The sequence below is a fragment of the Sinomonas sp. ASV322 genome (genome assembly GCF_030908245.1).
GTDB lineage: Bacteria > Actinomycetota > Actinomycetes > Actinomycetales > Micrococcaceae > Sinomonas.
The window spans coordinates 159,681-185,678 of the sequence record NZ_JAVFJJ010000006.1 but is presented as its reverse complement, the minus strand read 5'-3'; the positions used below and the strand labels follow the sequence as shown (position 1 = coordinate 185,678).

The 25,998-nt window shown below is 69.6% G+C and carries 25 protein-coding genes, 3 tRNA genes and 1 riboswitch; of the genes, 24 read left to right on the top strand and 4 right to left on the bottom strand.

What is annotated here, in order from left to right; genetic code table 11:
• Positions 1-181: 181 nt before the first annotated feature.
• The 4 genes from RBS12_RS10825 to RBS12_RS10810 all read left to right on the top strand — a co-directional run bounded on the left by RBS12_RS10825 (position 182) and on the right by RBS12_RS10810 (position 4,381).
• Positions 182-463, top strand: coding sequence for a helix-turn-helix transcriptional regulator (locus tag RBS12_RS10825; RefSeq protein WP_307966102.1), 282 nt, complete (start codon positions 182-184; stop codon positions 461-463).
• Positions 460-1,680, top strand: a complete 1,221-nt coding sequence (locus RBS12_RS10820) for a type II toxin-antitoxin system HipA family toxin (RefSeq protein ID WP_307966101.1) — start codon at positions 460-462, stop codon at positions 1,678-1,680. Before RBS12_RS10825 ends, RBS12_RS10820 begins: the two co-directional genes overlap by 4 nt.
• A gap of 68 nt (positions 1,681-1,748) precedes the next feature.
• A riboswitch (SAM riboswitch) is annotated at positions 1,749-1,861 on the top strand.
• A gap of 10 nt (positions 1,862-1,871) precedes the next feature.
• The gene (locus RBS12_RS10815) at positions 1,872-3,245 is read left to right on the top strand and encodes a bifunctional o-acetylhomoserine/o-acetylserine sulfhydrylase (RefSeq protein ID WP_307966100.1); all 1,374 of its coding nucleotides are present in this window, start codon (positions 1,872-1,874) and stop codon (positions 3,243-3,245) included.
• Complete coding sequence (locus RBS12_RS10810) at positions 3,242-4,381, top strand: homoserine O-acetyltransferase (RefSeq protein WP_307966099.1); 1,140 nt, start codon at positions 3,242-3,244, stop codon at positions 4,379-4,381. Before RBS12_RS10815 ends, RBS12_RS10810 begins: the two co-directional genes overlap by 4 nt.
• Before the next feature lie 242 nt (positions 4,382-4,623).
• Here RBS12_RS10810 and RBS12_RS10805 read toward each other — a convergent pair whose 3' ends face one another.
• Together RBS12_RS10805 and RBS12_RS10800 are read right to left on the bottom strand one after the other, a co-directional pair.
• On the bottom strand, positions 4,624-5,268 hold the full coding sequence (locus tag RBS12_RS10805; protein ID WP_307966098.1) for a hypothetical protein: 645 nt from the start codon (positions 5,266-5,268) through the stop codon (positions 4,624-4,626).
• A gap of 8 nt (positions 5,269-5,276) precedes the next feature.
• A complete protein-coding gene (locus tag RBS12_RS10800; protein WP_307966097.1) occupies positions 5,277-6,185 on the bottom strand; it encodes an SGNH/GDSL hydrolase family protein in 909 nt (302 codons plus the stop codon).
• Positions 6,186-6,299: 114 nt separating this feature from the next.
• On the opposite strand from RBS12_RS10800, the gene RBS12_RS10795 reads away from it, so the two are divergent.
• Positions 6,300-6,998, top strand: coding sequence for an alpha/beta fold hydrolase (locus RBS12_RS10795; protein WP_307966153.1), 699 nt, complete (start codon positions 6,300-6,302; stop codon positions 6,996-6,998).
• A 36-nt stretch (positions 6,999-7,034) separates the two neighbouring features.
• Here RBS12_RS10795 and RBS12_RS10790 read toward each other — a convergent pair whose 3' ends face one another.
• A complete protein-coding gene (locus RBS12_RS10790; protein WP_307966096.1) occupies positions 7,035-7,250 on the bottom strand; it encodes an RNA-binding S4 domain-containing protein in 216 nt (71 codons plus the stop codon).
• 98 nt (positions 7,251-7,348) lie between these two features.
• On the opposite strand from RBS12_RS10790, the gene RBS12_RS10785 reads away from it, so the two are divergent.
• The 19 genes from RBS12_RS10785 to RBS12_RS10695 all read left to right on the top strand — a co-directional run bounded on the left by RBS12_RS10785 (position 7,349) and on the right by RBS12_RS10695 (position 25,103).
• The gene (locus RBS12_RS10785; protein ID WP_307966095.1) at positions 7,349-8,734 is read left to right on the top strand and encodes a glycine--tRNA ligase; all 1,386 of its coding nucleotides are present in this window, start codon (positions 7,349-7,351) and stop codon (positions 8,732-8,734) included.
• A 23-nt stretch (positions 8,735-8,757) separates the two neighbouring features.
• A complete protein-coding gene (locus tag RBS12_RS10780) occupies positions 8,758-9,807 on the top strand; it encodes a GNAT family N-acetyltransferase (RefSeq protein ID WP_307966094.1) in 1,050 nt (349 codons plus the stop codon).
• Between the two features lie 3 nt (positions 9,808-9,810).
• Positions 9,811-11,085 carry a YibE/F family protein gene (locus RBS12_RS10775; RefSeq protein ID WP_307966093.1) on the top strand — a complete coding sequence of 425 codons (1,275 nt, stop codon included), beginning with the start codon at positions 9,811-9,813 and terminating at the stop codon, positions 11,083-11,085.
• 120 nt (positions 11,086-11,205) lie between these two features.
• Positions 11,206-12,243 (top strand): GTP-binding protein, encoded by a 1,038-nt coding sequence (locus RBS12_RS10770; RefSeq protein WP_307966092.1) that lies wholly within the window; start codon positions 11,206-11,208, stop codon positions 12,241-12,243.
• Between the two features lie 59 nt (positions 12,244-12,302).
• Entirely contained in the window at positions 12,303-13,472 is a 1,170-nt protein-coding gene (locus RBS12_RS10765; RefSeq protein WP_307966091.1) for a sensor histidine kinase, read from the top strand.
• On the top strand, positions 13,469-14,077 hold the full coding sequence (locus RBS12_RS10760; protein WP_307966090.1) for a response regulator transcription factor: 609 nt from the start codon (positions 13,469-13,471) through the stop codon (positions 14,075-14,077). The genes RBS12_RS10765 and RBS12_RS10760 overlap by 4 nt, the downstream gene beginning before the upstream one ends.
• Positions 14,078-14,145: 68 nt before the next feature.
• A complete protein-coding gene (locus RBS12_RS10755; protein WP_307966089.1) occupies positions 14,146-14,664 on the top strand; it encodes a hypothetical protein in 519 nt (172 codons plus the stop codon).
• A gap of 92 nt (positions 14,665-14,756) precedes the next feature.
• Positions 14,757-15,767 (top strand): hypothetical protein, encoded by a 1,011-nt coding sequence (locus tag RBS12_RS10750; RefSeq protein ID WP_307966088.1) that lies wholly within the window; start codon positions 14,757-14,759, stop codon positions 15,765-15,767.
• 5 nt (positions 15,768-15,772) lie between these two features.
• Positions 15,773-16,981: a tRNA dihydrouridine synthase DusB gene (gene dusB, locus RBS12_RS10745; protein ID WP_307966152.1), complete on the top strand. Its 1,209-nt coding sequence runs from the start codon at positions 15,773-15,775 to the stop codon at positions 16,979-16,981.
• A complete protein-coding gene (locus RBS12_RS10740; RefSeq protein ID WP_373886506.1) occupies positions 16,926-18,260 on the top strand; it encodes a deoxyguanosinetriphosphate triphosphohydrolase in 1,335 nt (444 codons plus the stop codon). The genes dusB and RBS12_RS10740 overlap by 56 nt, the downstream gene beginning before the upstream one ends.
• A gap of 34 nt (positions 18,261-18,294) precedes the next feature.
• Positions 18,295-20,175 (top strand): DNA primase, encoded by a 1,881-nt coding sequence (gene dnaG / locus RBS12_RS10735; RefSeq protein WP_307966086.1) that lies wholly within the window; start codon positions 18,295-18,297, stop codon positions 20,173-20,175.
• A 74-nt stretch (positions 20,176-20,249) separates the two neighbouring features.
• A tRNA-Asn gene (locus tag RBS12_RS10730) sits at positions 20,250-20,322 on the top strand.
• Between the two features lie 39 nt (positions 20,323-20,361).
• Positions 20,362-20,437: transfer RNA gene (locus RBS12_RS10725), tRNA-Asn, on the top strand.
• 22 nt (positions 20,438-20,459) lie between these two features.
• Entirely contained in the window at positions 20,460-20,870 is a 411-nt protein-coding gene (locus RBS12_RS10720; RefSeq protein ID WP_307966085.1) for a hypothetical protein, read from the top strand.
• A 258-nt stretch (positions 20,871-21,128) separates the two neighbouring features.
• On the top strand, positions 21,129-22,055 hold the full coding sequence (locus tag RBS12_RS10715; RefSeq protein ID WP_307966084.1) for a phage holin family protein: 927 nt from the start codon (positions 21,129-21,131) through the stop codon (positions 22,053-22,055).
• A 31-nt stretch (positions 22,056-22,086) separates the two neighbouring features.
• Positions 22,087-22,800, top strand: coding sequence for a CDP-alcohol phosphatidyltransferase family protein (locus RBS12_RS10710; RefSeq protein WP_307966083.1), 714 nt, complete (start codon positions 22,087-22,089; stop codon positions 22,798-22,800).
• On the top strand, positions 22,800-23,717 hold the full coding sequence (locus tag RBS12_RS10705) for a DMT family transporter (RefSeq protein ID WP_307966082.1): 918 nt from the start codon (positions 22,800-22,802) through the stop codon (positions 23,715-23,717). The genes RBS12_RS10710 and RBS12_RS10705 overlap by 1 nt, the downstream gene beginning before the upstream one ends.
• 22 nt (positions 23,718-23,739) lie before the next feature.
• Positions 23,740-24,960, top strand: a complete 1,221-nt coding sequence (locus tag RBS12_RS10700; RefSeq protein ID WP_307966081.1) for a glycosyltransferase — start codon at positions 23,740-23,742, stop codon at positions 24,958-24,960.
• 69 nt (positions 24,961-25,029) lie between these two features.
• Positions 25,030-25,103 (top strand) — tRNA-Ile (locus tag RBS12_RS10695).
• Positions 25,104-25,318: 215 nt separating this feature from the next.
• Here the strand turns inward: RBS12_RS10695 and RBS12_RS10690 are convergent.
• A complete protein-coding gene (locus RBS12_RS10690) occupies positions 25,319-25,825 on the bottom strand; it encodes a hypothetical protein (RefSeq protein ID WP_307966080.1) in 507 nt (168 codons plus the stop codon).
• Positions 25,826-25,998: the final 173 nt, after the last annotated feature.

The window sequence follows — 25,998 nt, the reverse complement described above, 5'->3', positions numbered from 1 at the left end:
CTAAGACGGCTCTAAGAACCGCCTTGGCGCGGCCGGATCAGCACGGAGGACCTCCCGTTGGGACGCACGTTATCGGCACGATCGTACCGAAGATGGGGCGTGATTGTTCCTTGACTCACATCTCCTCGGCGCGCGAGCATGGAATCGGAACGATCGTACCGACCAATCAAAAGGGGGCGACGTGGACGACATCATCCGGGGGATTGCCTCGAAAGTCCGCGTGCGCCGTCGTGCGCTGTCCCTCACGCAGCAGGACCTCGCCGATCTCGCCGGGGTGTCGGAGCGATTCGTGCGGTTCGTCGAACAGGGCAAGCCGAGCGTGCGCCTCGATGCCCTCTCCGCTGTGCTCGGCGCCCTCGGGCTCGAGCTTGACGTCGTCGCACGCGGCGCGAGCACCGGCACCCTCGCAGCGCGCGCGGCCACCGACAGAGCGGGTGCCGGTCTCAGGGAGGCACGCCCGTGACGCGGCACCGCATCGCCGACGTCTACAAGGCCGGAGTCCTCGCGGCGCGCCTCGAGCGATTCGAGGGAGGCACGCGCTTCGCCTACCTCCCCGCCTATCTCGCCGCCGGTGGCGAGCCTGTCGCGAGCACCCTCCCGCTCACGCCGCGCCCGGTCGACACCCCGGCGGGAGCAGTTCCGCCGTTCTTCACGGGCCTCCTGCCGGAGGGGCGGCGCCTGGCCTCGCTGCGCCGCGCGGTCAAGACGAGCGCCGACGACGAACTCGGCCTCCTCATGGCCGCGGGCGGAGACCCGGTCGGCGACGTGCAGATCGTGCCGCACGGCGAGCCCCTGGGCGGGCCCGCGGTCGACGCGGAGCACGCCGTCGAACTCGATGCGCGCCGCCCGCCGGACTTCGCGGCCCTCGTCAACGACCCGACGCTCGTCGACCCGAAGGCGCTCGCGGGCGTCCAGGACAAGGTGAGCGCGGGCATGATCTCGCTCCCCGCCGCGGAGGCCGACCGGCGGTACATCCTCAAGCTCAACGCTCCCGAGTTCCCCCACGTCGTCGAGAACGAATTCCTCATGTACCGCTTCGCGGCCCGGCTCCGCGTGCCGGTCTGCGGGGTGCGGCTCGTGCACGACGTCGCCGGGCGTTCGGGGCTCCTCGTCGAGCGCTTCGACCGCCCCGCGCTGCCGGGCGGCGGCACCGCGCGCCTCGCCGTCGAGGATGGATCCCAGCTCCTCGGCCTGTACCCGGCCGACAAGTACAACGTGAGCTACGAGGAGCTGTGCCAGACGGTCGCCGCGCACTGCTCGGCGGCGCTTCCCGCCCTGCGCAACCTCGCCCTCCAGGGGGCGTTCGCGTGGCTCGTCGGCAACGGCGACCTCCACGCGAAGAACGTCTCCGTGGTCCGCGGCCTGGCGGCGCCGGGGGAGTGGACGGTCGCACCGGTCTACGACATCCCCTCGACCGTTCCCTACGGGGACAAGTCGCTCGCCCTTCCGTTCGGCGGCAAGCGCACGGGGATCTCGCGCCGGCTCTTCCTCGCGTGGGCCACCGAGCTGGGCCTGCCGGCCCGGGCGGCGGTCGCCGTCGTCGAGACCGCGCTCAAGGCGTCGGCCCCGCTCGTGGGGGCCCTCGAGGCGGACGACGGCGGGGTGTCGCCGTTCGCCGTCGGCCAGACGCGCGCGTGGGTCAAGGAGCTCAAGCACCGCCGCCGCCTCTTCGAGGGGTGAGCCGGAGAGGCTTCACACACGGTCACACATTTGCCGAGGTGAATCGGGGGCCTCCTACACTCGCAACAGGTCATGAGTGCCAGCACACAGCCCCGGCTTGCTGGCCGGCAACCCTCCCGCCGCGGTGGGGTGCCCCGGGTGAAGACCTGGACCGGCGGGAGCCGTCGGTCAAGCGCAGCGGAGGGAATGCTATGTCCAGCACCCAATGGTCTTTCGAGACCCGTCAGATCCACGTCGGCCAGACGCCCGATTCCGAGACCGGAGCGCGGGCCCTGCCCATCTACCAGACGACGTCGTTCGTCTTCCCGAGCGCCGAGAGCGCGGCCAAGCGGTTCGCCCTCGCCGAGCTCGCGCCGATCTACACCCGCATCGGGAACCCGACCCAGGACGCGGTCGAGCAGCGCATCGCGAGCCTCGAAGGCGGCGTCGGCGCCCTCCTGCTCTCCTCGGGGCAGGCCGCGACGACCTACTCGATCCTCACGGTCGCCGAGGCGGGCGACCACGTTGTGGCGAGCGCGAGCCTGTACGGCGGAACGTACAACCTGCTCAAGCACACGCTCAAGAAGTTCGGCATCGACACGACGTTCGTCGAGGACCCGGACAGCATCGACGAGTGGCGGGCCGCCGTCCGCCCGAACACGAAGGCGTTCTTCGCCGAGTCGATCTCGAACCCGCGCCAGAACATCCTCGACCTCGAGGCGGTCGCCGCCGTCGCCCATGGGGCCGGCGTCCCGCTCATCGTCGACAACACAGTGGCGACCCCGTACCTCCTGCGTCCGCTCGAGCACGGCGCCGACGTCGTCGTGCATTCGGCGACCAAATACCTCGGCGGGCACGGCTCGGCCATCGCAGGCGTGATCGTCGACGGCGGGACGTTCGACTTCGGGCAGGACCCCGAGAAGTTCCCGGGCTTCAACACGCCGGACGAAACCTACAACGGGCTCGTGTTCGCGCGCGACCTCGGCGTCGGCGGCATCCTCGGAGCCAACCTCGCATACGTCCTCAAGGCGCGCGTCCAGCTCCTGCGCGACCTCGGCTCGGCTGTCTCCCCGTTCAACGCGTTCCTCATCGCCCAGGGCCTTGAGACGCTCAGCCTGCGCGTCGAGCGGCACGTCGAGAACGCGCTCGCGGTGGCCCGGTGGCTCGAGGCGCGCGACGACGTCGATTCGGTCGCGTACGCGGGGCTCGAATCCAGCCCGTGGTTCGGGCTCGGGAAGAAGTACGCGCCGAACGGCACGGGCGCGATCGTCTCGTTCGAACTCGCTGGCGGCGCGGATCTTGCTCCGGCCGATGCCGGGAAGGCCTTCGTCGACGCCCTCACGCTGCATTCGCACGTCGCGAATATTGGCGACGTCCGCTCGCTCGTCATCCACCCGGCGTCGACCACTCATGCCCAGCTCACCGAGGACCAGCAGCGCGCCGCCGGCGTGACGCCCGGCCTCGTGCGCCTCGCCGTCGGCATCGAGAACATCGCGGACATCCTCGCGGACCTCGAAGCCGGATTCGCGGCCGTCGCGGCGACCGGCGGCCGCACGCCTGCCGCCGTCGGCGAGCCAGTCGCATGACGATCGTGGATCGCGTCGTCACCCCGGCGGAGGCTCCCGTCCGCGTGCTCGACGGCGTGCTTCGCACCGTAGGAATCGGCGCCCTCCAGCTCGAGGCCGGCGGAGCCCTGCCCGAGGTTCAGCTCGCGTACGAGACGTGGGGCACGCTCAACGAGGATGCCTCCAACGCCGTCCTCATCCAGCACGCCCTCACGGGAGACACGCACGTCGCCCGGGGGCGCGGGGACCAGCCCGGCTGGTGGGATGCGCTCGTGGGGCCGGGCAAGCCGGTCGACACGGACAAGTACTTCGTCGTCGCGGCCAACATGCTCGGCGGCTGCTACGGGAGCACGGGGCCGGCCTCGGCCGATCCGGACGGCCTGCCGTGGGGCTCGCGCTTCCCGTTTGTGACCATCCGCGATTCGGTGCGCGCCGAGGCGCGCCTCGCCGACCGCCTCGGAATCCGCCGCTGGCACGCCGTCGTCGGCGGATCGATGGGCGGCGCCCGCGCGCTCGAATGGGGCGTCACCTATCCGCACCGTGTGCGGCACTGTGTCGTCGTCGCGATCGGTGCGTACAGCACGGCCGAGCAGATCGCGCTCGCGCAGGCTCAGGTCCTCGCGATCCGCCAGGACCCGAACTACCGCGACGGCGACTACTACGGCGCGACCACGCCGGAAGCGGGCCTCGGCCTCGCGCGCCGCATCGCCCACATCAGCTACCGCTCGGAACCGGAGTTCTCGTTCCGATTCGGTCGCCGGGGCCAGGGGGCGGAGAACCCGTTCGATGCCCCCGGCGGCGCGGCCTCGCGGGGGCGGTACCAGGTGGAGAGCTACCTCGACCATCAGGCCGACAAGCTCGTGAGGCGCTTCGACGCGAACAGCTACGTGATCCTCACGGAGGCGCTCATGAGCCACGATGTGGGGCGCGGCCGCGGCGGCGTCGAGCGTGCGCTCGCGGCGACCAGGTCGGAGTTCTTCCTCGCGTCGGTCACGTCGGATCGGCTCTACTTCCCTGAGCAGACCGAGCAGCTCGCGAGAGGCCTCCCGGGCGAGGTGCCCGTGTTCACGATCGACGCGAAGATCGGGCACGACGGGTTCCTCACCGAGATCGGGCAGCTCGGCCCAGAGCTGAGGCGGCGGGTCTTCGCGCTGTAAGGCTGGGTCCCGGAGCGCTACGGCCGGCCCCGACCTCCCCAGCTTCTGCGCCAACGTCCCCAGCTATTCCGCCAACGTCCCCGGATTCAGGGCCGACGACGGCACCGCCCGCCCGGCTTCTGGGCCCTCCGTTCCCGCCCGAGCGCCCAGAAGCCGGTGGGCTTGGGGGAGAAGGTGGGGAGCTTGGCGCAGAAGCTGGGGACAGTGGCGCGGGCGCACCCTGGCCCAGGGGGCTCCGCGAGTCAGCCGCGCATGATCTCGTTGCGCGCCTTCATGTACTCCTCGAGCGAGATCTTCTGATCCGTGAACTGCTGGTCGAGCTCCGCGAGCTTCCGCGCGCGGTAGCCCTGCGCCTCGGGAACCGGAGGCGCGGGATTCGCAGCGGACAACGGCGGGGTCCCCTGACGCGTCGGCATCGTCGCCCCAGGCCGTGGCGCCCCCGGCGACGGCTGCCGAGGCGCCTGTTCCCTCGGGACGCCGACCTGGCCCGGGAACGTGCCCGGCGGAATCGGATGCTCCCACCAGTTCCCGCTCCCGGACGGCGCCTGCGCGGGAAGCTGCCCCGGCTGCCTGCTCGAGGCTTGGCCGCCCTGAGTCTGGCCGCCCTGAGTCGGTCCGCCCTGAGTTGGTCCGCCCTGAGTCTGTCCGCCGTTTGTCTGGCCGGACGGGTTCTGGCCGGACGGGTTCTGACTGCCGGGAGTCTGGCCCGTCTGCGGCGGTCGCATGCCCGGGACGCCGCGGGGATACGGGTTCCCCGGGTAACCCCCGTACCGGTTGTAGCCGCGGTCGCGAGGCGGGATCTGTCGCCCGCCCCGCCCTTGGCTCATCCTCCGCACAATGATCGGGATGACCCACGCGAAGACCGCGACCCAGAAGAACCAGCTCATGTTCGCTCCTACTCGCCCGCGACCGCGCCGGAATTCCGGGCGCCGGGGTCCTGTCCAGCCAACGCCTCCGTGACGGGCGCGTCGCCCGTGCCCAAGGGGACGCCGACGCCGAACACGGGCTCCGCCGTCGGGCGCTTCGCGGAGACGCCGTCCCCGCTCGATTTGTGCCGTATACGCCGGATGACCCACGGAACGAAGTACTCGCGGGCCCACACGAGATCCTCGGCGCGCGCCTCGCGCCATGAGCGTGCAGGAAGCGGTGCGGGCTCCATGGGGGAGAGGCCGTGCGGGACGTTGAGGGCCTCAAGCACCATGATCGCGATCGTGTGGTGGCCGAGCGGCGAGAAATGGAGGCGATCGCTCGCCCACATCCTCGCATCGGAAAGCTGTCGAAGGCTCCACATGTCGGCGATGATCGCGTCGTGCCGGGCGGCGACCGTGCGGAGATTCTCGTTGTAGATGGCCACCTTCCCGCGGATCGCGCTCAGGACGGGCGTCGAGCCGATGTCCGGGCCGTTGAAGAGCAGCACGGTCGCGCCGCTGTCGGCGAGCTGGCGGACTGCGCCGTCGAGTCTCACGGCGAGTGCGTCGGGGTCGCTGCCCGGGCGGAGGAGGTCGTTGCCTCCCGCGGAGATCGAGACGAGATCGGGCGAGAGGGCGAGGGCGGGCCTGAGCTGCTCGTCGAGGATCTGGCCGAGGAGCCGCCCGCGGATCGCGAGGTTGGCGTACGCGAAGTCGTCGCTTCCGCGGGAGAGCTCTTCGGCGAGCCGATCGGCCCATCCGCGGTGGCCACCGGGGGCGGCTTCATCGGGATCGCCGATGCCCTCAGTGAACGAGTCCCCCATGGCGACGTAGCGGTGCCACGGATGGCGGTGGCCGTCCGCGAGCTGCGCGTCGCGTTGATTGGTCTGGGTCATGTCCGTCACTCCTGCATTATCTATCCGGCGTTAACGCCGTGGGCAGCCAGACCGTGCCCACGGCACATAGTTGACTCTTCAACTATGTGGAACAATGGGCACATGACGGAATCCATGGCACAGCCCCAGAGGGTCTCCACCCACCCCGCCGCCCACCACCCCGCAGGCTACCCGGCGCCTCATGCCGTCTGGAGCCGGCCCGACGACAAGCGCGCCGGGACCCCGCTCGTCGTGCTGCTCCACGGCTACGGGGCCAATGAGGCCGATCTCATGGGACTCGTGCCCCTGCTCCCCGAGGAATTTACGGCCGTCTCGCTCCGGGCGCCCCAGACGCTCGGTCCGGGCGCCTACCAGTGGTTCCCGCTCATGGCTTCCGACGACTTCGACATCGCCCAGGTCGAGGCCGCGGGAGACTACGTCCTCGCATGGCTCGACGGCGTCCGGGCTCAGCACAGCTCGGTGACCCTGCTCGGGTTCTCGATGGGCATGGCCATGGCCACGACGCTCCTGCGGCGCCGCCCACGCGAGTTCGCAGCCGTCGTCGGCCTCTCTGGGTTCGCCATCGACCCGGGCGCCCGCGGCTGGGACTACGTCCAGGACGGCGAGCTCGACGGAACCGTCCCGTTCTTCTGGGGCCGCGACCAGGCTGACCCCGTCATCACCCAGGACAAGATCGCGTACACCCTCGGCTGGGTGCGCGAGCGCGTCGACCTCACGAAGATCGTCTATGACGGCATCATGCACAGCATCAGCGCGCCGGAAATGGCCCACGTCGCCGAGTTCTTGACGTACAAGGTCCTCTCGAACGACTGAATCTTCTGCGCGCGTGAATCTCCTGCGCGCCCGAGCCTAGCCTCGCGAGACGAGGCGGACGCGCTCGCCGCCGACCTCGACGACGTCCCCCGCCGTGAGCTGGCGGCCGCGCCGCTCCTCGATCTCCCCGTTGACCTTGACGAGGCCGTTGCGGATGAGGTCGGCGGCCTCGACGCCGTCCTCCACGAGCGAGGCGAGCTTGAGGAGCTGGCCGAGCCGGATGGTGCCCTCGCGGATTTCGACGTCGTGCATGGGACTACCTTATGCACCCACCCCGCCACCCACCGGTACTCTTGACTCTGGACTTAGCGGACCGCACCCAGCGGCCTGATCAGTATGGAGGACATGCCTTGGCACCCAAATCCCAACTGGACGCAATCGTCTCCCTGGCCAAGCGCCGCGGATTCGTCTTCCAGGCGGGTGAGATCTATGGTGGCTCCCGCTCGGCGTGGGACTACGGGCCCCTCGGAGTCGAGCTCAAGGAGAACATCAAGGCCCAGTGGTGGCAGACGTTCGTCCGCGGGCGCGAGGACATGGTGGGCCTTGACTCCTCGGTGATCCTGCCCAAGCAGGTGTGGGAGGCGTCGGGGCACGTCGCGACGTTCACGGATCCCCTCGTCGAGTGCCTCAACTGCCACAAGCGGCACCGCCAGGACCACCTCATCGAGGCGTTTGAGGCCAAGAAGGGCCGCGCGCCCGAGAACGGCATGGAGTCGATCACGTGCCCGGACTGCGGCGTGACGGGCCAGTGGACCGAGCCGCAGATGTTCTCGGGCCTCATGAAGACGTTCCTCGGACCCGTGGACAACGCCGAGGGCCTGCACTACATGCGGCCCGAGACGGCGCAGGGCATCTTCGTGAACTTCAGCAACGTCATCACGGCCTCGCGCAAGAAGCCGCCGTTCGGCATCGGCCAGATCGGCAAGGCGTTCCGCAACGAGATCACGCCGGGCAACTTCATCTTCCGCACGCGCGAGTTCGAGCAGATGGAGATCGAGTTCTTCACGGCCCCCGGCGAGGCCGACGAGTGGTTCCGCCACTGGGTCGACGAGTGCTGGAACTGGTTCGTTGACCTCGGGATCAACCCTGACAACATGCGGCGCTTCGAGGTCCCCGAGGACGAGCGGGCGCACTATTCGGCGGGCACGATCGACGTCGAATACCGCTTCGGCTTCCAGGGCAACGAGTGGGGCGAGCTCATGGGCATCGCGAACCGCACCGACTTCGACCTCGGGAGCCACTCGACGGCGTCGGGCCACGATCTCGCGTACTTCGACCAGACCACGAACGAGCGCTACATCCCCTACGTCATCGAGCCTTCGTTCGGCCTCACGCGCTCGATGATGGCGTTCCTCGTCGACGCATACTCCGAGGATGAGGCGCCCAACACGAAGGGCGGCGTCGACAAGCGCACGGTGCTGCGCCTCGACCCGCGCCTCGCGCCCATCAAGGCCGCCGTGCTTCCCCTGAGCCGCAACGAGGACCTCTCGCCGAAGGCGCGAGCGCTCGGCGCCGAACTGCGCAAGCGCTGGAACATCGACTTCGACGACGCGGGCGCGATCGGCCGCCGTTACCGCCGCCAGGACGAGATCGGCACGCCGTTCTGCGTCACGGTGGACTTCGACACGCTCGACGACCAGGCGGTCACGATCCGTGAGCGCGACACGATGACGCAGGAACGCGTCTCGCTCGACAAGGTCCAGGGCTACCTGGCCGACCGTCTCGAGAAGAACTGACGGGCGGGGAGGGAACACAGGGCGTGGCCGAGCTGAACTACCGCCCCTGGCGCGCGGGCGACGACCAGCTGCTCCTGCAGATCTGGGGCGACCCCGAAGGGCCCGCCGCGGCACAGTTCCGCGGCGAGCTCGGGCCTGACGCGGGGAAGGCGGGCGGGGAGGTCTCCGCGAAGGGCGATGAGGTCTCCGAGACGGCGGACGACGGCGACACCTGGCGGCGCTGCGTCGTCGCCGTGGACGAGGGCATCCCGATCGCGGCCGGCGTCGTCTACGCGAGCGCGCTCCATCCGCGGCGAGTGTGGGCGTACGTCGAGGTCGCGCGTGATCATCGGGGCCGTGGGGTCGGCACCGAGCTTCTGCGCCGACTGCGCGAGGCGGCGCTCACGGCTCCCGGCGGCCCGAAGGGCCTTCGGACGAAAGCCGCGGCAGGAAGCGCGGGGGAGGCCTTCGCCCGCGCCTCCGGCCTCGGCACGCTTGAGCGATCGCGGCATGTCGTCGTCCGTCCGGGCTCGCTCAAGCTGCCCGTGTTCGGCGACGGCTCCGAGCAGCAGAGCTCCCAGCTCGTCCAGGATCTCGCGACGGGCTCGGTCGAGCTGAGCGACGCCGTCGGCCGCTACTACACGGCCGTGCACGAGTGGGATCCGCCCGCCCCGCTGAGCGTCGGCAAGGCCCAGCAGCTCTTCCTGTCCGACGCCTCGGGTGCGCACGGCGCCGTCGTGCTCCGCGCGCCCGCCCGGAGCGCGTTCGGCTCGTCGGTGCCCGCGGGGAGGAAAGGCCGACTCCGGGCCTTCGCGGTGAGCTACGCGAACCCGGCGGCCGGGCTCCTCGCTTCGGGCGCGGCCGGACACGACGACGAGCCGCCCACCGAGGTCCTGCTCGGCCATGACCCCGCGCTCGAAGCGGATGACGCGCGGGACGCCGTGCGCGGCCTCCTCGCTCTCGTCGCGTATCAGCACCCCGTGCTCCTCGAGGTGGACGATTCGATGGACGCGCTGCGGGCCGCCGTCGATCCGCTCCTCGACGCGGGGCTTGCGACGCAGCTCGGACCGGACACGTTCATCCTCGGGGACTGACCGTTGGGCGCCGGACACAGCCACGTGGGGGAGGGTGCGGCTCCGAGCCCCGCTGCGGCCGTGGCGCGGAGGCGGGCGACGTGGATCCTCGCGGCCGTTCTCGTGCCGCTCGGGGTCGCGACGCTCGTTGCGATGATCCTCCTCTGGCCAACGGGCGACCGCGGCGACCTCAAGCTCGCGAACCCCTACGCCCTCGCCCAAGGCGTCACGATGGAGACTGGCACGGTGCAGCAGGTCGTGCAGTCCGGCTGCATGCCGGGCCAGCAGCCATCCCAATGCACGATGGCCGTGACCCAGCCGGATGCCGGCGGCAAGCCCGTGCAGGTGCTCATGAACCCGGACATCATCGTCTCGCACGGCGTCAAGCCGGGGGACAAGGTCAAGTACCTCAACCTCTCGAAGGTGCAGCAGCCGTCCGACGGGACGGGATCGCAGGGCGGTGCCCAGTCGCCGTCGTACGTCTTCGTCGACTTCGTGCGCACGGTGCCGATCCTCCTGCTCGCGGGACTCTACGCCGTCGTCGTCATCGCGGTCGCGCGGTGGCGCGGATTCCGCGCGCTCGTGGGGCTCGTGAGCGCGTACGCTGTGCTGGCCGCGTTCGTCCTTCCCGGGCTCATCGAAGGCAAGCCGCCGCTCCTGCTGGCCCTCGTCGGGTCGGTCGTCATCATGATGGGCGTCCTGTACTTCGCGCACGGTGTGTCCGCACGCACCTCGACGGCCCTGCTGGGCACGGTCTTCGGACTCGGCGTGACCGCGCTCCTCGCCGCCTGGGCGATGGACGCGGGCAACCTCACGGGCGTCGGCTCTCACGACGCCGCGTCCCTCGTGAACCTCGGCGGGAAGCTCTCCGTCTCGGGCATCATCCTGTGCGGGCTCATCATCTCGGGCCTCGGGGCCCTCAACGATGTCACGATCACCCAGGCCTCCGCGGTGTGGGAGCTCTACGAGCTGGCGCCGCACACGCCCGCGCGCAAGCTGTTCTCCTCGGCGCTGCGGATCGGCCGCGACCACATCGCGTCCACCGTGTACACGATCTCGTTCGCCTACGCTGGCGCCGCCCTCCCGCTCCTCGTCATCGTCACGCTCTACGACCGTCCGCTCCTCGAGACGCTGACGAGCTTTGAGCTGGCCGAGGAGGTCGTGCGCACGCTCGTGGCCTCGATCGGGCTCGTGCTCGCGGTCCCGATGACGACGGCGATCGCCGTCGCCGTGGTCAAGGCCACCGGTGCCTCCCGACTTGAGGCGCGCGAGCCTGGACCGAGCTACGCGGATCTCTAGCCCCTCACCGTCTGCCGCGGTGCGGCCGCCGCGCCGGCGAGCCGGCAGCGGTGTGGCCTTGGGCCGAGGGCATGGTTCATGATGAGAACCGGTGTCAATATGAGTTGAGGGGGCGGTGGCGTGCGAAAGCGGGCTGACGAGCGGATTCCGGTGATAGCGCTCACGGGCTATCTGGGCGCGGGGAAGACGACGGTGCTCAACCACCTGCTGCGGCAGCCCGGCGCACGGGTCGGCGTGATCGTCAACGACTTCGGCGATATCAACGTGGATGCTGGCCTCGTGAGCGGCCAGATCGACGAACCGGCGTCGATCTCGGGCGGGTGCGTGTGCTGCCTCCCCGACGGCGGTGGGCTCGATGAGGCCCTCGAGAGGCTTGCGCACCCGCGCCTCGCGCTCGATGTCGTCATCGTGGAGGCGAGCGGGATCGCCCAGCCGGGGTCGCTCGCCCGCCTCATCCGGTACAGCGGTGTCGAGACGGTCCGTGCAGGAGGTGTGGTCGACGTCGTCGATGCCGTCGAGTATTTCCGCACGGTCGACACGGGCGCGCTCGTGCCCGCGAGGTTCTCCGTCGCGTCGCTCGTCGTGCTCAACAAGTGCGACGAGCTTCCCGGTTGCGATCGGGAGGAGACTCTGGCTCGCATCGAGCGGCGCATCCGCGAGGGCAATCCGGACGTGCACATCGTCCGGACGTCGCACGGCCGTGTGGACCCCTCACTCGTGTACGACGTCGCCTCCTTCGAGGACCCCGAGGATCAGCTTCCGATCGGGGCGCTCCTCCGGGCGGCGCACGAGTCCCTCGGGCACGACTCCCACGAGCACGTCCGCGCCGTCTCGGTGCGTTCGGCGGGCGGCGTCGATCCCGGGCGTGTCGTCGAACTGCTCGAGGCGCCACCCGCGAGCGCCTACCGACTCAAGGGCCGGATCGCGGTGCGCTCAGCGCGGGGGATCGTCGCGTACGTCGTGAACGTCGTGGGGCGCTCGATCCACGTGGCTCGGGCCGCCGGCGGGGGCGGGGCGGCGAGCGAGCTCGTGGCGATCGGCATGGACCTCGACGAGGACGACGCGCGGGCGTGCCTCGAGCGCGCGCTCGAGCCTTCCGCGGAGGGTGGCCGAGCGGGCCTCGAGCGGCTTCGGCGTCTCGCGCGACTCAGCGGATGACTGTTGATCATGCGCCACGACGAGAACTGGTACGTGCCGGCCCGCACTAGAGTGAAGCCATGACCACCGGCCCCGCGATCGAGCGCTCGGGCACGCCGAGGGCAGGCGAGATCTTCGGGCAGGACCTTTCGGGCCGCGGATTCCTCGGGGTGCTCCAAGCGCGCGCTGCGCGGCGTTGGTTCGTCGGGGCGGGCGTCGCCGTCGCCGTCTGGACCGCGGGGAACTGGACCCATTTCGCCGCCACGGCCCTCGCCGCGGGGCAGCTCCCGCTCCGCGTCGCGCACCTGGCCCTGTTCATGCTCGGCTTCCTCCTCGTGCCCCCGTACAGCTGGGGCAGCTCGCTCTCGCGGAAGATTGCGCTCCTGGCCGGGCTCGTGGCCCTGAGCCTCGGCTTCTTCCTCTACGATCCGCAGTCCGGCTGGTATTGGACCTTCGTCGCCGTCGCCGCGGGACTGCAGCAGCTTCCTCGCTCCTTCTTCGTGGGCTTCGTCGCGGCACTCTTCGTCGCGTCGTTCTCGATCGAGCTGGCGCGCGGGCTTTCCTTCGTCGAGGCAGTCGGCCAGCCCGCGCTCATCGTGTCGATCGGCCTCCTGCTCGCAGCCCTCGGGCGCCAGGCGCAGACCCTCCGCGAGCTACGAGCGGCGCAGGACGAGCTCGCCGAGCTCGCCGTTGCCGAAGAGCGGAACCGCGTGGCCCGCGACCTCCACGACATCCTCGGACATTCGCTCACCGTCATCGCCGTCAAGGCCGAGCTCGCCGGGCGGCTCGTGCGCCTCGATCCAGACCGGGCCGAGCGCGAGGTGGCCGATCTCGAGGAGCTCGCACGCGGCGCGCTCGCCGACGTGCGGGCCACGGTCCACGGGTACCGCGGCGTGAGCGTCGCGACCGAGCTCGCGGAGGCCCGCGCGTCGCTCGGCTCCGCGGGCGTCGCCGCGCGCCTGCCCACCGCCGCCGATTCCGTCTCCGCCGCGCATCGCGAGCTCTTCGGCTGGGTGCTGCGGGAGGGAGTCACGAACGTCGTGCGGCATTCGGGCGCTTCCGCGTGCGAAGTGGCCATGGGTGAGGATTGGATCCAGATTGACGACGACGGCGTGGGCCCCGAGCGCGGGGGCGGCACCACCCCGGGGCACGGGCTCGACGGGCTGGCCGAGCGTGCGAAGGCGGCCGGGCTCGTGCTCTCCGTGGGGCGCTCGGACCTCGGCGGATTCAGGCTGAGGGTCTCGGCGTGATCCGGCTTCTCATCGCGGACGACCAGGCTCTCGTGCGCGGCGCGCTGGCGGCGCTTCTCGGCCTCGAGCCAGACCTCGAGGTCGTTGCAGAGGTGGGTCGCGGGGACGAGGTCGCCGCTGCCGTTGCCCAGCATCGGCCCGACGTCGCGATCCTCGACGTCGAGATGCCGGGCATCGACGGAATCGCCGCGGCCGCCGCGGTGCGCGATGTCGCGCCGGCCTGCCGCGTGCTCATGGTGACGACGTTCGGCCGGCCAGGCTATCTCCGCCGGGCGATGCAGGCTGGAGCCGCGGGCTTCGTCGTCAAGGACACGCCCGCGCGCCAGCTGGCCGATGCCGTGAGGCGCGTCGCCTCGGGGCTCCGCGTCGTCGACCCAGCGCTCGCAGCGGAATCCCTCACGGCCGGGGACAGCCCGCTGACCGAACGCGAGACCGACGTCCTGCGCGCCGCGTCCCGCGGCGCGACGATCGCAAGCATCGCGCGCGAGCTCTTCCTGTCCGAGGGCACGGTGCGGAACTACCTCTCAAGCGCCATGGGGAAGACCGGCGCAAGCACGCGGGCCGAGGCGGCGAGGATCGCCGAGGAGAACGGCTGGCTCATCTGACAAATGTCATGCCGGAGTCATGACAGGTGCGTGGGGCCCGGCAGGCGGCCCGGCGGAACGATGAATTCATGAACCTCACGAGCAGCCTCTCCTCCGCGAACATCGTCCTTGCCGTCGCCGTCCTCGCGTGGGCGATCGTGCGCCAGTTCCAGACGCGCCAGATCGGCTCCCTCAGGGCGCGCACCTTCCTCATACTCGGCGTGATCGGCGTGTGGCAGCTCGCCCAGCTGGCCGATTCGCGCGGCGTGACCCCGGTCGAGGCGCTCACACTCGCTGTCTCCCTCGGGCTCGCGGCGGTGTTCGGCTGGCTCCGCGGCCGCGCAGCTGCGGTGTGGATCCAGCAGGGCGTCGCGTACCGGCGCGGTGGTTGGCCCGCACTCGGCCTGTGGATGGCCGCGATCGCGACGCATATCGCGATCGACGTCATCGGGTCCATGCTTGAGGGCCTCCGGGGCCCGAGCCCTGTCTCGAGCGCCTCGATCATGCTGTACATCGCGGTCACCCTGGGGATCCAAGGCCTCGTCGTGGCCCGCCGCGCCGCCGCGCTCGCGGACGTCACGGCGCCGCTCCGGCAGCCCGTCGCATGAGAGTTATCCACATACGACGACGAGCGCCTCCCCGACCTGCGATGGCTCCGGTAGCGTCGGAAACTCGCACACACATGAATATGGGGGATCACATGGGCAAGGCTGCACGCCTCAGGCATTCGCGCACGGAGAGCCTCGACGAGGCCGACCGGTTCATCCCGGGCTTCACGGTTCGGCAGGCCGAAGCACTCCGCGCTCACTGCGTCGAGGCAGTCCAGACGCTCGGCTACCGTGCGTGGGACCGCGGGAGCCACATCGTCGTCACGGGAGGACCGTTCACGAGTCCTGGGGCGATCCTGGGATTCTCGACGATCTCCCGCGAGGCCGCGCGGGTGCCCAAGGGCCAATGGGGAGCGCTGGCCGCCGACGTCGTCGGCCGGCTCATCGCGAGCGCGCTCGCCGCTCCTCCGCACCTGGACAAGGCCCAGCTCCACAAAGGACTGTTCCCGCGGTTTTCTGCGCCGGGGCGCATCCCGGACGAGCTGCTCGCCGAGGACTACACGTATTCGCGCCGCGTGGGTGGGATGCCTCTCCTCGTAGCGGTTCGACACGAGCAGGCGTCGGCCTTCCTCGCCGACATCCATCTCGCCAAGGTCGGGGGCATCGAGGAGGCGTGGCGCTCGGCGGAGGCCAATCTCGTCGCGGCGGGCCTAGGCGACCCCACGGTCTACACGGCTCCGAACGGATCGAGCACCGTCGTCTTCGAGGGCGAGCCTCCGCGCCAGGCCGCCTGGCTGGGGTATCCCGAGCGGCTCGTCGAGACGCTCGGAATCGACGTCGGGCCCCTCGGCGCCCTGTTCTGCGTCCCCGCGCATCGCATGCTGGGCCTTCAGCTCGTGGGCGACTCGACAACGTTCGACGACGTCGAGCGGATGCTCAGTCTCGTGGACATCCTCGGCGAGGGCGAGGTCGCACCCCTGAGCGGCGCACTCTTCTGGTGGCGGCTGGGGGAGGACGTCCTGCCAGCGGCCGCGGCGGGCCTCGACGGCGAGAGACTGTCCCTTCCGCCCGCCGTCAGCGAGGCGCTCGTAGCCGCGAGATCCCAGCTCGATCGGGGCAGTGCGCGGGGGAAGCACCCCGACTTTGACACAATGGACGGGTGACTGCTGTGCCCATCGCCCCCGCCGAGTCCCCTGCGGCGCATTCCGACGCCGCGGCGGCCCCACCCAAGCTCGAGCTGCCTCCGCTCAAGCTCGGCCGACTCACAATCGACACCCCGGTCGTCCTCGCGCCCATGGCAGGCATCACGAACAAGGCGTTCCGCCGGCTGTGCCGAGAGTTCGGCGGAGGCCTCTACGTTGCCGAGATGGTCACGTCGCGCGCACTCGTCGAGCGGCACCCCGAGTCGCTTCGCATCATTTCGCACGACGACGACGAGAAGGTCCGCTCGGTCCAGCTGTACGGCGTGGACCCGGTGACGGTGGGCCGCGCCGTGCGCATGCTCGTCGAGGAGGATCGAGCCGACCACATCGACCTCAACTTCGGCTGCCCCGTGCCGAAGGTCACGAAGCGCGGCGGCGGCTCAGCGCTCCCGTGGAAAACGGATCTGTTCACATCCATCGTCACGACAGCGGTCCGCGAGGCGCAGCGCGGAGACGTCCCGCTCACCATCAAGATGCGCAAAGGCATCGACGATGACCATCTGACGTATCTCGACGCTGGTCGCATCGCGCGCGACGCCGGCGTGGCCGCCGTCGCGCTCCATGGCCGCACGTGTGCCCAGTTCTACTCGGGGACGGCCGACTGGGACGCGATAGCCCGCTTGCGCGAAGCGCTGCCCGATATCCCGGTCCTGGGCAACGGGGACATCTGGAGCGCGGAGGACGCGATCCGCATGGTCCAGCAGACCTGCGTCGACGGCGTCGTCGTCGGCCGAGGGTGCCAGGGGCGGCCGTGGCTCTTCGGCGACCTCCAAGCCGCGTTCCACGGCCGTGAGGAACGCATCAAGCCGGGGCTCCGCGACGTCGCGGAGGCGTTCTATCGGCACGCCGAGCTCCTCGTGGACTACTTCGAGGACGAGGGCAAGGCGCTTCGCGACATCCGCAAGCACGTTGCGTGGTACTTCAAGGGGTACACAGTGGGCGGTGAACTGAGGGCGAAGCTCGCCCAGGTCCCGACCCTCGCCGTCCTCCGCGAACTGCTCGGCGAGCTCGATGCCGCCGCGACCTATCCCGGTGCGGACGCCGAGGGCCCGCGAGGGCGTGCGGGAACTCCCAAGCGTCCCGCGCTCCCGCACCGCTGGCTCGAAAGCCGCGCGATGGATGCCGACCAGACCCGGGACATCGCCGCCGCCGAACTGGACGTGTCCGGTGGCTGAGGCACCAGAGGCACGAAGGAACGGCCACTACACGGCCGAGGACAGCCGACGGTGGGTCGCGGAACCGCCCAAGAAGAGCTACCGCAGCGACTTCGAGCGCGATCGCGCGCGCGTGCTGCACTCGTCGGCCCTTCGGCGCCTCGGGGCGAAGACCCAGGTCGTCGCGCCGGACACCGACGACTTCGTGCGCACCCGGCTCACGCATTCGCTCGAGGTGGCCCAAGTGGGCCGGGAGCTGGGCCGCGTCCTCGGGTGCGACCCGGACGTCGTGGACGCTGCGTGCCTGAGCCACGACCTAGGCCACCCTCCGTTCGGCCACAACGGGGAGAGCGCTCTCAACGAGATTGCCCACCGCATCGGCGGCTTCGAGGGCAACGCGCAGACACTGCGACTCCTCACCCGGCTCGAGCCGAAGGTCCTCGATGCCGACGGGCGCCCCGCGGGCCTCAATCTCACGCGCGCGAGCCTCGATGCGGCGTGCAAATATCCCTGGACGGCGCCGGACGCGCCGCTCGTGCACGGGCAGCGGACGAGCAAGTTCGGCGCCTACGAGGACGATCTCGCGATCTTCGAGTGGATCCGCGAAGGCGCCCCAGCCGGGCAGAGCTGCCTCGAAGCCCAGATCATGGACCTTTCCGACGACATCGCGTACTCGGTCCACGACGTCGAGGACGCGATCGTCGCCGGCAAGTTCCAGCTTCGGTGGATGGCGAACCCGGACCACCGCGCGCGCGTCGTCGGCTACACGCAGCAGTGGTACCTCCCGCACAGCGGCCCCGAGGAGATCGACGCGGCCCTAGCGCGCCTCGAGGCCACCCCAGTGTGGGTCCTCGAAGCCGACGGCTCGCGCAAGTCGATGGCCGCCCTCAAGAACATGACCAGCCAGCTCATCGGCCGGTTCTGCGACAGTGCTCTGGGCCTGACGCGGGCGGCGTTCGGCGACGCCCCGCTCACCCGCTACGCGGCCCAAGTGGTCGTGCCCGAGGAGACGGTCATGGAGATCGCCGTCATGAAGGGCCTCGCGACGACGTTCGTCATGACGACCGACCACCGCCAACCGATCTACGAGCGCCAGCGCGAGGTCCTCCACGCCCTCGTCACGGCACTCAGTGCGACCGGCGATCGTCACCTCGAGCCCATGTTCGCCGCCGACTGGCGCGCGGCTGCGGACGACGCCGCGCGGCTGCGCGTGGTGATCGACCAGGTCGCCTCCCTCACAGACGCTTCGGCCCTTGCCTGGTATGAACGCCTCGTGGGGAGCCTTCCGAGCTTGTGGTGACTCCTTCCGAGCCTGTGGTGACTAAGGTGGTGGCGTGGCTGGCCTGATCAAACCCGAAGACATCGCCGAGGTGCGCGCACGGACGGACATCAGGGAAGTCGTCGAGGGGTACGTGACCCTCAAGAGCGCCGGCATCGGCTCGTGGAAGGGCCTCTGTCCGTTCCATGACGAGCGCACGCCGTCCTTCCACGTCCGCCCACAGGTCGGCACGTACCACTGCTTCGGCTGCGGCGAGAGCGGCGACGTGATCAGCTTCGTCATGAAGCTCGATCACTCGAGCTTCGCCGAAACTGTCGAGAAGCTCGCGGCGCGCATCGGGTACGAGCTCCACTACGAGGAAGGCACTGGCCCGCGACGCGAGGACGTCGGGAAGCGTCAGCGGCTCCTCGACGCCCACAAGATCGCGTCCGAGTTCTTCCGCGACAAGCTCCTCACGCCGCAGGCTGCGGCCGGGCGGCAGTTCCTCTTCGAACGCGGCTTCGACCGGGACGTGGCCGAACGATTCGGTGTGGGCTTCGCCCCCCAGGGCTGGGACGGACTGCTCAAGCACCTCCGGGGACGGGGCTTCCGCGACGACGAGCTCAAGCTCACGGGCATGTTCTCAGAGGGAAACCGGGGCCTCTACGACCGTTTCCGCGGGCGTCTCGTCTGGCCGATCAAGGACATCGCGGGGGACGTCATCGGCTTCGGGGCGCGCCGGCTGTTCGACGACGACCAGGGACCCAAATACCTCAATACGCCCGAGACGACGCTCTATAAGAAGTCCCAGGTTCTCTACGGCATCGACCTCGCGAAGCGGAACATCGCGAAGAAGCGCCAGCTCGTCGTCGTCGAGGGCTACACCGACGTCATGGCCTGCCATCTCTCCGGGATCGACACGGCGGTCGCGAGCTGCGGCACCGCCTTCGGCAGCGACCACATCAAGATCGCCCGGCGTCTCCTCTCAGACGACGGCACCGGGGGAGAGGTCGTCTTCACGTTTGACGGCGACGCGGCAGGCCAGAAGGCTGCCCTCAAGGCCTTCGAGGAGGACCAGCGCTTCGTCGCCCAGACGTTCGTCGCCGTCGAGCCGAGCGGCATGGACCCGTGCGAACTCCGGCAGCACCGCGGCGACTCCGCCGTGCAGGCGCTTATCGAGAGCAGGCGGCCGCTCTTCGAGTTCGCCATCCAGGCGACGCTGCGCAAGCACGACCTGAACACCGTCGAGGGGCGGGTCTCCGCGCTGCGCGAGGCGGCCCCCGTCGTGGCGCAGATCCGCGACCAGTCGATCCGCCCCGCCTACGCCCGCGAGCTCGCGAAGTGGCTCGGGATGTCACCGGACGACGTCGCGAGGGCCGTCGGAGCGGCGAGCAGGCGGCTGCCGCAGGCCGGGTCGGGCGCCGGGGCGGCGCAGCCGGCACAGGCGGACGCGCCGTCGCCCGGGATGCGCAGCGACCGCCCCGATCCACGCGATCCCGTAGCGATGATGGAGCGGCAGGCGCTCGAAGTCGTCCTCCAACACCCTGCGACGCTCGACGACGACGCGTGGCGGCATTTCGGCGAGGCACACTTCACCGCCCCCGCGTACCAGGCGCTCCACGCCGCCATCGTCGCCGCAGGCCGTCTCGGACGCGGGGCCGAGGGCCACGCCGCATGGATCGAGAGAGTCCGGGATGAAGCGCCAGAACCCTTGCGGCATCTCCTGTCCGAACTTGCCGTCACGCCGCTTCCGGCCTCGACGCAGGATTCCCTCGAGCGCTACTGCCGCGACATCCTCGCGGGCCTCTTCGAACTTCAGATCACGCATCGCAAGGCCGAGCTCATGGGGCAGCTGCAGCGTCTCGACGCGACGGCCCCGCCCGAGGAACATCAGCGGCTCAACCGCGAGCTCATGGCGCTCGAGCTGCGTCGGCGCGAGCTCCGGCATCGGGACTGAGACGGGAATCGGCAGAACGGTCCCTGATTTCGTATCCGGCCCGGCTCCCTGCTAATCTGGACCGCGTTGCGCATTCCCCCGTAGCTCAATTGGCAGAGCATTCGACTGTTAATCGAAGGGTTACTGGTTCGAGTCCAGTCGGGGGAGCTTGGAGCCCCCGTACCCTCATCGGATGGGTGGCGCCATTCCCCCGTAGCTCAATTGGCAGAGCATTCGACTGTTAATCGAAGGGTTACTGGTTCGAGTCCAGTCGGGGGAGCCACGTCCCGGAATATCATGGATCCATGGGCGCGCGGAAGGTCGCTTTGCCTGCCGGATGGACCCGCTACGAGGGTCCGCTGCTGACGATCTGGCGTGTACGGTACGAGCGGATCTACGGTGAAGGGTCAGCCGAGCACTACGCCGACGGCATGTTTGTCCGGGACCATCGGCGTCCTATCGCCCAGTGGATCAACTACTCCGCCAAGTCGGCGATCCTCGTAGCGCCCGAGACTCCCGCGGCATGGCCCGTCCAGCGATTCGCGATCTACTACGCGCCGCCCGGCGACGGTCTCGAACCGGTCCTGTCCGCGCGCCACGAATGGCAGCCGCGCGGCCCCCGGGGCTCGACGACCGATGTCGACGCGTTTGCCGCCGCCGTCGCGTCCGCCGAGCAGTTCCTCGTCGCTGAGGCCGCGTTCGGCGCCATCGGCTGAGTGCGCCGCCCACCACCCGAGCTGGTTGCTCCCGTCACCCCGGCTGGCTTCTCCCACCACCCGAGCTGGTTCCTCCCCCCGCGCCGGCTGGTTGCTCCCGCCGCCCCGGCTGGCTTCTCCCACCGCCCCAGCTGGCTTCTCCCGCCGCCCCACCCTGCGTTCATTGGCCCGGAATGGCGGGGGTCAATGGTAGCTTTGGTGACGGACCGCCGCGCGGTCCCGCCCAGCAATCTGGCCAGAAGGGGAAGGGGCCCAGCGATGAGTGGTCGCCACAGCTCGCCGGCGGGGAGGCGCCCGCGCCTTGCCGCCCTGCCAGATCTCGTCGGCCAGGCGGCCCGACTGGCGCCGAGGCAGCTCAACGACGAGATCTCCCTCGCCAAGTACGAGCTCAAGGACCGCGGCGTTCAGGCCGGAATCGGTGCAGCGCTCTTCGTCGTCGCGCTCGTCTTCCTCGGCTTCCTCGTGATCGCGCTCGTGGTAGCGGCGATCCTCGGGCTCGCGACGGTCATGCCGGGCTGGCTCGCCGCTCTCGTAGTCGGCGCCGCGTGCCTCATCATCCTGCTCATCGCCGTCCTCATCGGCCTCGGCCGCGTCAAGAAGGCCATGCCGCTCATCCCGGCGGACGCGATCCGCGGCATCCGGCACGATCTCGGGGTCATCACGGAGGGTCGGAACTTCGATCCGCGTGTCCTCGACCCCTCGACCATCCAGTACAAGCGTGCGAAGGCGGCCAAGGAGGCCGCGGAGGCCAAAGCCAAGATGGAGAAGGCAGCGGAGGACCGTGCGCACGGGCGCATCAAGCCCCCGACGCCGAGCGAGGCCGAGCTGCGCGAGCGCATTGCCAAGCGGCGCGAGCACATCCTCGACGTCCGCGACGACCTCGTCGAAGAGCTCGACGTCAAGCGCCAGGCCGAAGCCCTCGCCGACGATGCGGCCCAGGCGTTCAACCGCCTACGTGCCGCGGCGTTCGCGAGGGTGCAAGCTGGCAGCCGAGGCTCAGGCGCCGGGTCGTCCAGCTCAACGGCGAGCACGACGGCGGGGAGCAGCGCCCGCGCGTCGTCCGCCGGTTCGGCGAACGCCTCTGGCGTCGGCGAAACAGTCAAGGAGCGGTGGGCGCCAATTGCGGCGTTTGCCGTGTCGGCGACCGCGTTTGCTGTCTTCCTTCGCAAGCTGGTGAAGAGCTGAGGCGACCCAAGGCCGCCATTCGGGGGAGTCGATGAGGGTCTTCGGCGCGGGTGCACGGCCGGGGCAGCCGCCGGTGCATCACGACCGAGTGCTCACGGTTCCGAACGTCCTCACGGTCGTCCGCTTCATGGGCGTGCCGCTCTTCATGTGGCTCGTCCTGGGGCCGCGTGAATACGCGTGGGCGGTCGTCGTGCTGGGCATCATGGGCGGAACCGACTGGGTCGACGGCTACGTTGCACGGCGCTTCGACCAGACGTCCAAGCTCGGTCGCGTCCTCGACCCCGCCGCGGATCGGCTCGCCCTCATGGCGGTCGCGCTGACACTTGTCCTCGCGGGGGTCGTCCAATGGTGGTACCTCGCGGCGTTCGTCGTGCCCGACGTCGTGCTCGGCATCACGTCGCTCTTCTACTTCCGCAGCCACCCGGACCTTCCGGTGAGCCGCATCGGCAAGCTCCGCACGGCGTTCCTCCTCATCGGCACTCCGCTGCTCGTCCTCTCGAAGCTTCCCATCCCCGGTTCGGGGGTCTATCTCGCGCTCGCGTGGACCTGCCTTGCGCTAGGGCTCGCTGGCCACTGGATCGCGGGCTACAACTACTTCTGGGCGATCGTCCGCAAGGGCCGCGGGGTCCGCAGCGGGCGCAGAGCCGGTAACTCGGATCCGGGCCCGGACTCAGGCGGCCCTCACTCAGGCAGCCCGGACTCAGGCGGCCCGGACGCTGGCGGCCCCGGCGAGGTGAGGCACTGATGGTGTGGTTCGCCGTCGTCCTCGCACTGCTCGGCGCCCTCTTCCTCGCGCTCGGTGCCCAGCGCCAAGGCAGCGCCGTGAAGTTCGATACCGGCGGCCTCGGGGTCAACTCGAGCGGATTCCTCCGGCTCCTGCGGAATCCGCGGTGGCTCTTGGGGCTCCTGCTGCTGGCGCTCGGCATGGTGTGCAACATGACGGCGCTCATCTCGGCACCGCTCACCGTGGTGCAGCCGATCGGCGCGATCGCGCTCGTCATCACGACCGTGGTCAACTCGAAGGATCAGGGGATCACGCTCAATCGGCCGACCGTCGTCGCGATCACGGCGTGTGTCACCGGATCGGCGCTCTTCGTGCTCCTGGCCGTCACGGCCACCGAGGAGAACCATCACGTCTCGGCTGGGGAGGAGCTCACGATCGTGCTCCTCCTCGTGCTCGCGATCTGTATCTTCGGCGGCCTCGCGCTCGCGTTCCGCCAGCGCCTCAACGCGTTCGTGTTCATTCTCGGAGCAGGCGTCCTGTTCGGCTTCGTGGCTGTGCTCACACGCATCATCGGGCGCCAGATCCTCGACCCCAACGGGCTGTTCCTGGTCAACGTCCAGTGGTACTCGATCTTCGCGATCGCGGCCGCAGGAGGCTTGGGATCGTGGTTCGTGCAGAACGCGTACTCGTCCGGTCCGCCGGATCTCGTCATCGCGGGGCTCACGGTGATCGACCCCATGGTCGGTGTGGCGATCGGCATCACAATTCTCGGTGAATTGCGGCCGGACGTCGCTCCTGTCATGGGAATCGCCATGGCTGCGGCCGCGCTCGTTGCTATCGTGGGAGTCATTGCCCTGTCCCGCCATCATCCTGAAGTCACCAGTCGCAGGAACGAGGCGGCACGCGAACTCCGGGGATCCTCGGAACCGGGGCAATGACCGGCCAACCAGAAGAGGAATCGTGACCCTGCCCGACGCTGAGCCGCACCGTGACGTCCAGAGCCAGAAGCCGCTGACGATTCTCATCGGCGCCGACACCTATCCTCCGCACGTCAACGGGGCCGCCCAGTTCGGCTACCGCCTCGCCAAGGGCATGACGGCGCGCGGCCACAACGTGCACGTCCTCGCGAGCCGCTCGGAGAAGGGCAAGAGCTACAGCGAGGTGCGTCCCGAGGCCACCGTGCATCGGCTGCGGTCCCACTCGGTGCCGACTCATCCGTACTTCCGCGTCGTGTTCCCGTGGGAGATCAAGAAGGAGATCTCGCTCCTCTTCGACCGCGTGAAGCCGGATGTCGTTCACATCCAGAGCCACTACATGGTCGGCGAGCACGTCCTGTACGAGGCCGTGAAGCGCGGCATCCGGGTGGTCGCCACGAACCACTTCATGCCGGAGAACCTCAACCCGTTCCTGCCGTTCCCGAAGTGGTTCCTCGACATCGTTGGCCGCCAGTCCTGGAAGGACATGGGCAAGGTCATGGGGCGGGCGAACGTCGTCACGACGCCCACGCCCCTCGCCGCCAAGGCGATGCACGACCACGCGTTCCTGCACGAGGTCATCCCGCTCTCCAACGGGATCGACGCCCAGGCCTACGAGCTCGCGCCGGGCGAGCGCGTCGAGCGCAACCCGTGGCCCACGGTCCTCTTCGCCGGGCGACTCGCCGAGGAGAAGCACGTCGATCTCCTCATCGACGCGGTGGCGAAGCTTCCGGCCGAGCTCGACGCGCACCTCGAGATCGTGGGCGACGGCGAAATCCGCGCTCGCCTCGACGCCCAGGTCGCGCGGCTTGGCTTGGGTGACAGGGTGCGGTTCCTCGGGCTCGCGTCCGACGAGGACCTCCGCGAGGCGTACATCCGCGCCGACGTGTTCTGCATGCCGGGAACCGCCGAGCTCCAGTCGCTCGTGACGCTTGAGGCCATGAGCGCCTCGACACCCGTCGTGCTTGCCGATGCAATGGCCCTCCCGCACCTCGTGCGCGATGGGGAGAACGGCTTCCTCTTCCGCCCCCACGACAGCGACGACCTCGCCCGCAAGATCAACGCCATCCTGAGCCTTCCCGAGGCGGATCGCCTCGCAATGGGCAAGGTGAGCCACGAGATGGTGCAGAAGCACAGCATCACGTACACGCTCGACACGTTCGAAGCCCTGTATCGGGGCGCGGACTCCGTCCCGTCCCACGGATGACGCAGGCACCACTCCCATCACCGACTAGGATGGAATGGCCCCGATCGGCAGCAGTCGATTCGGGTCCGAGGGGCTATAGCTCAGCCGGTTAGAGCAGGGGACTCATAATCCCTTGGTCCTGGGTTCAAGTCCCAGTAGCCCTACCCCGAGGACGAGACCGCCCATGCCGCACTGTAGGGGCCGTCTCCTCCTCAATCAGGTACTCGCTCCGCCAGATTCGAGTACACGCAAGTGTTGGAGCCCGCGCCCGCGCGTGTGAAGGTATTTATGAGTTCCCCGCGAGGAGCCGCAACAACCGAATAACCGCTATGAGGGCCCCTGAACCTGCGACTCTGGGGGCCCTCAGCCGTTTCTGGGATCAGCCCTGCGACTCCTCGCCTCGGGCGCCCCACTCGTCTTCGCGGCGGAGATGTTCTTCGGGCCCCTGATAGGCGGCGAGATCTTGCCAGTCCGAGGGGAGGTCAGCCGGCTTGCGGCGGCTTCCGCGAGCGCTTCGTACGGACGACGACGACGCAGCTTCCGCGAGTGCCGAGACCTCCCGGCCCAAGGCGAGAAAGGCCTCCCGTGCGGCATCCGGCGCGTGCGAGATGCCCGGCACGTGCAGTGCATCCGGATCGGTTTCTGCCACCTCGAGCCCGAGCGAGCGGGCCGCCGCCATGACGATCTCAGTCGTGCTCGCGCCCGTGGCCCGCTGGAGGCCGCGGATCGTGTCCGGGTCTGGGAAGTTCTTGAGCGGCGAGTTGACGAGCTGGAAGAGGCGCTTGCCCGTCGGAACACCGCCGCATGCCCTCGACATGGCCTCGAACGACCAGCCGCGTGCGGCCTTCACGTCAGCGAGTAGCGCTCCCAAATCCTGCTGACTCATCTCTCTCCCCTCATGCGCATGCTGCTGCTCGGTACGGTGCCAACCACTGAATCTTAGGCATCTCTCGGCTTGGCATGCTGCCACGAGCGTGGGATGTGCCTAAGAAGTGCCTAACTTTCGATCTCGGCGATCCGCGTGATCACTGGCCAAGCGGCGAGTTGTGCCTAAGAAGT

Coding starts and splice junctions, on each gene's coding strand:
- RBS12_RS10810 (WP_307966099.1), top strand. CDS start 3,242: ATGACGATCGTGGATCGCGTCGTCACCCCGGCGGAGGCTCCCGTCCGC.
- RBS12_RS10690 (WP_307966080.1), bottom strand. CDS start 25,825: ATGAGTCAGCAGGATTTGGGAGCGCTACTCGCTGACGTGAAGGCCGCA.
- RBS12_RS10705 (WP_307966082.1), top strand. CDS start 22,800: ATGGTGTGGTTCGCCGTCGTCCTCGCACTGCTCGGCGCCCTCTTCCTC.
- RBS12_RS10715 (WP_307966084.1), top strand. CDS start 21,129: ATGAGTGGTCGCCACAGCTCGCCGGCGGGGAGGCGCCCGCGCCTTGCC.
- RBS12_RS10815 (WP_307966100.1), top strand. CDS start 1,872: ATGTCCAGCACCCAATGGTCTTTCGAGACCCGTCAGATCCACGTCGGC.
- RBS12_RS10750 (WP_307966088.1), top strand. CDS start 14,757: ATGGGCAAGGCTGCACGCCTCAGGCATTCGCGCACGGAGAGCCTCGAC.
- RBS12_RS10765 (WP_307966091.1), top strand. CDS start 12,303: ATGACCACCGGCCCCGCGATCGAGCGCTCGGGCACGCCGAGGGCAGGC.
- RBS12_RS10710 (WP_307966083.1), top strand. CDS start 22,087: ATGAGGGTCTTCGGCGCGGGTGCACGGCCGGGGCAGCCGCCGGTGCAT.
- RBS12_RS10755 (WP_307966089.1), top strand. CDS start 14,146: ATGAACCTCACGAGCAGCCTCTCCTCCGCGAACATCGTCCTTGCCGTC.
- RBS12_RS10740 (WP_373886506.1), top strand. CDS start 16,926: ATGCCGACCAGACCCGGGACATCGCCGCCGCCGAACTGGACGTGTCCG.
- RBS12_RS10795 (WP_307966153.1), top strand. CDS start 6,300: ATGGCACAGCCCCAGAGGGTCTCCACCCACCCCGCCGCCCACCACCCC.
- RBS12_RS10720 (WP_307966085.1), top strand. CDS start 20,460: ATGGGCGCGCGGAAGGTCGCTTTGCCTGCCGGATGGACCCGCTACGAG.
- RBS12_RS10800 (WP_307966097.1), bottom strand. CDS start 6,185: ATGACCCAGACCAATCAACGCGACGCGCAGCTCGCGGACGGCCACCGC.
- RBS12_RS10805 (WP_307966098.1), bottom strand. CDS start 5,268: ATGAGCTGGTTCTTCTGGGTCGCGGTCTTCGCGTGGGTCATCCCGATC.
- RBS12_RS10790 (WP_307966096.1), bottom strand. CDS start 7,250: ATGCACGACGTCGAAATCCGCGAGGGCACCATCCGGCTCGGCCAGCTC.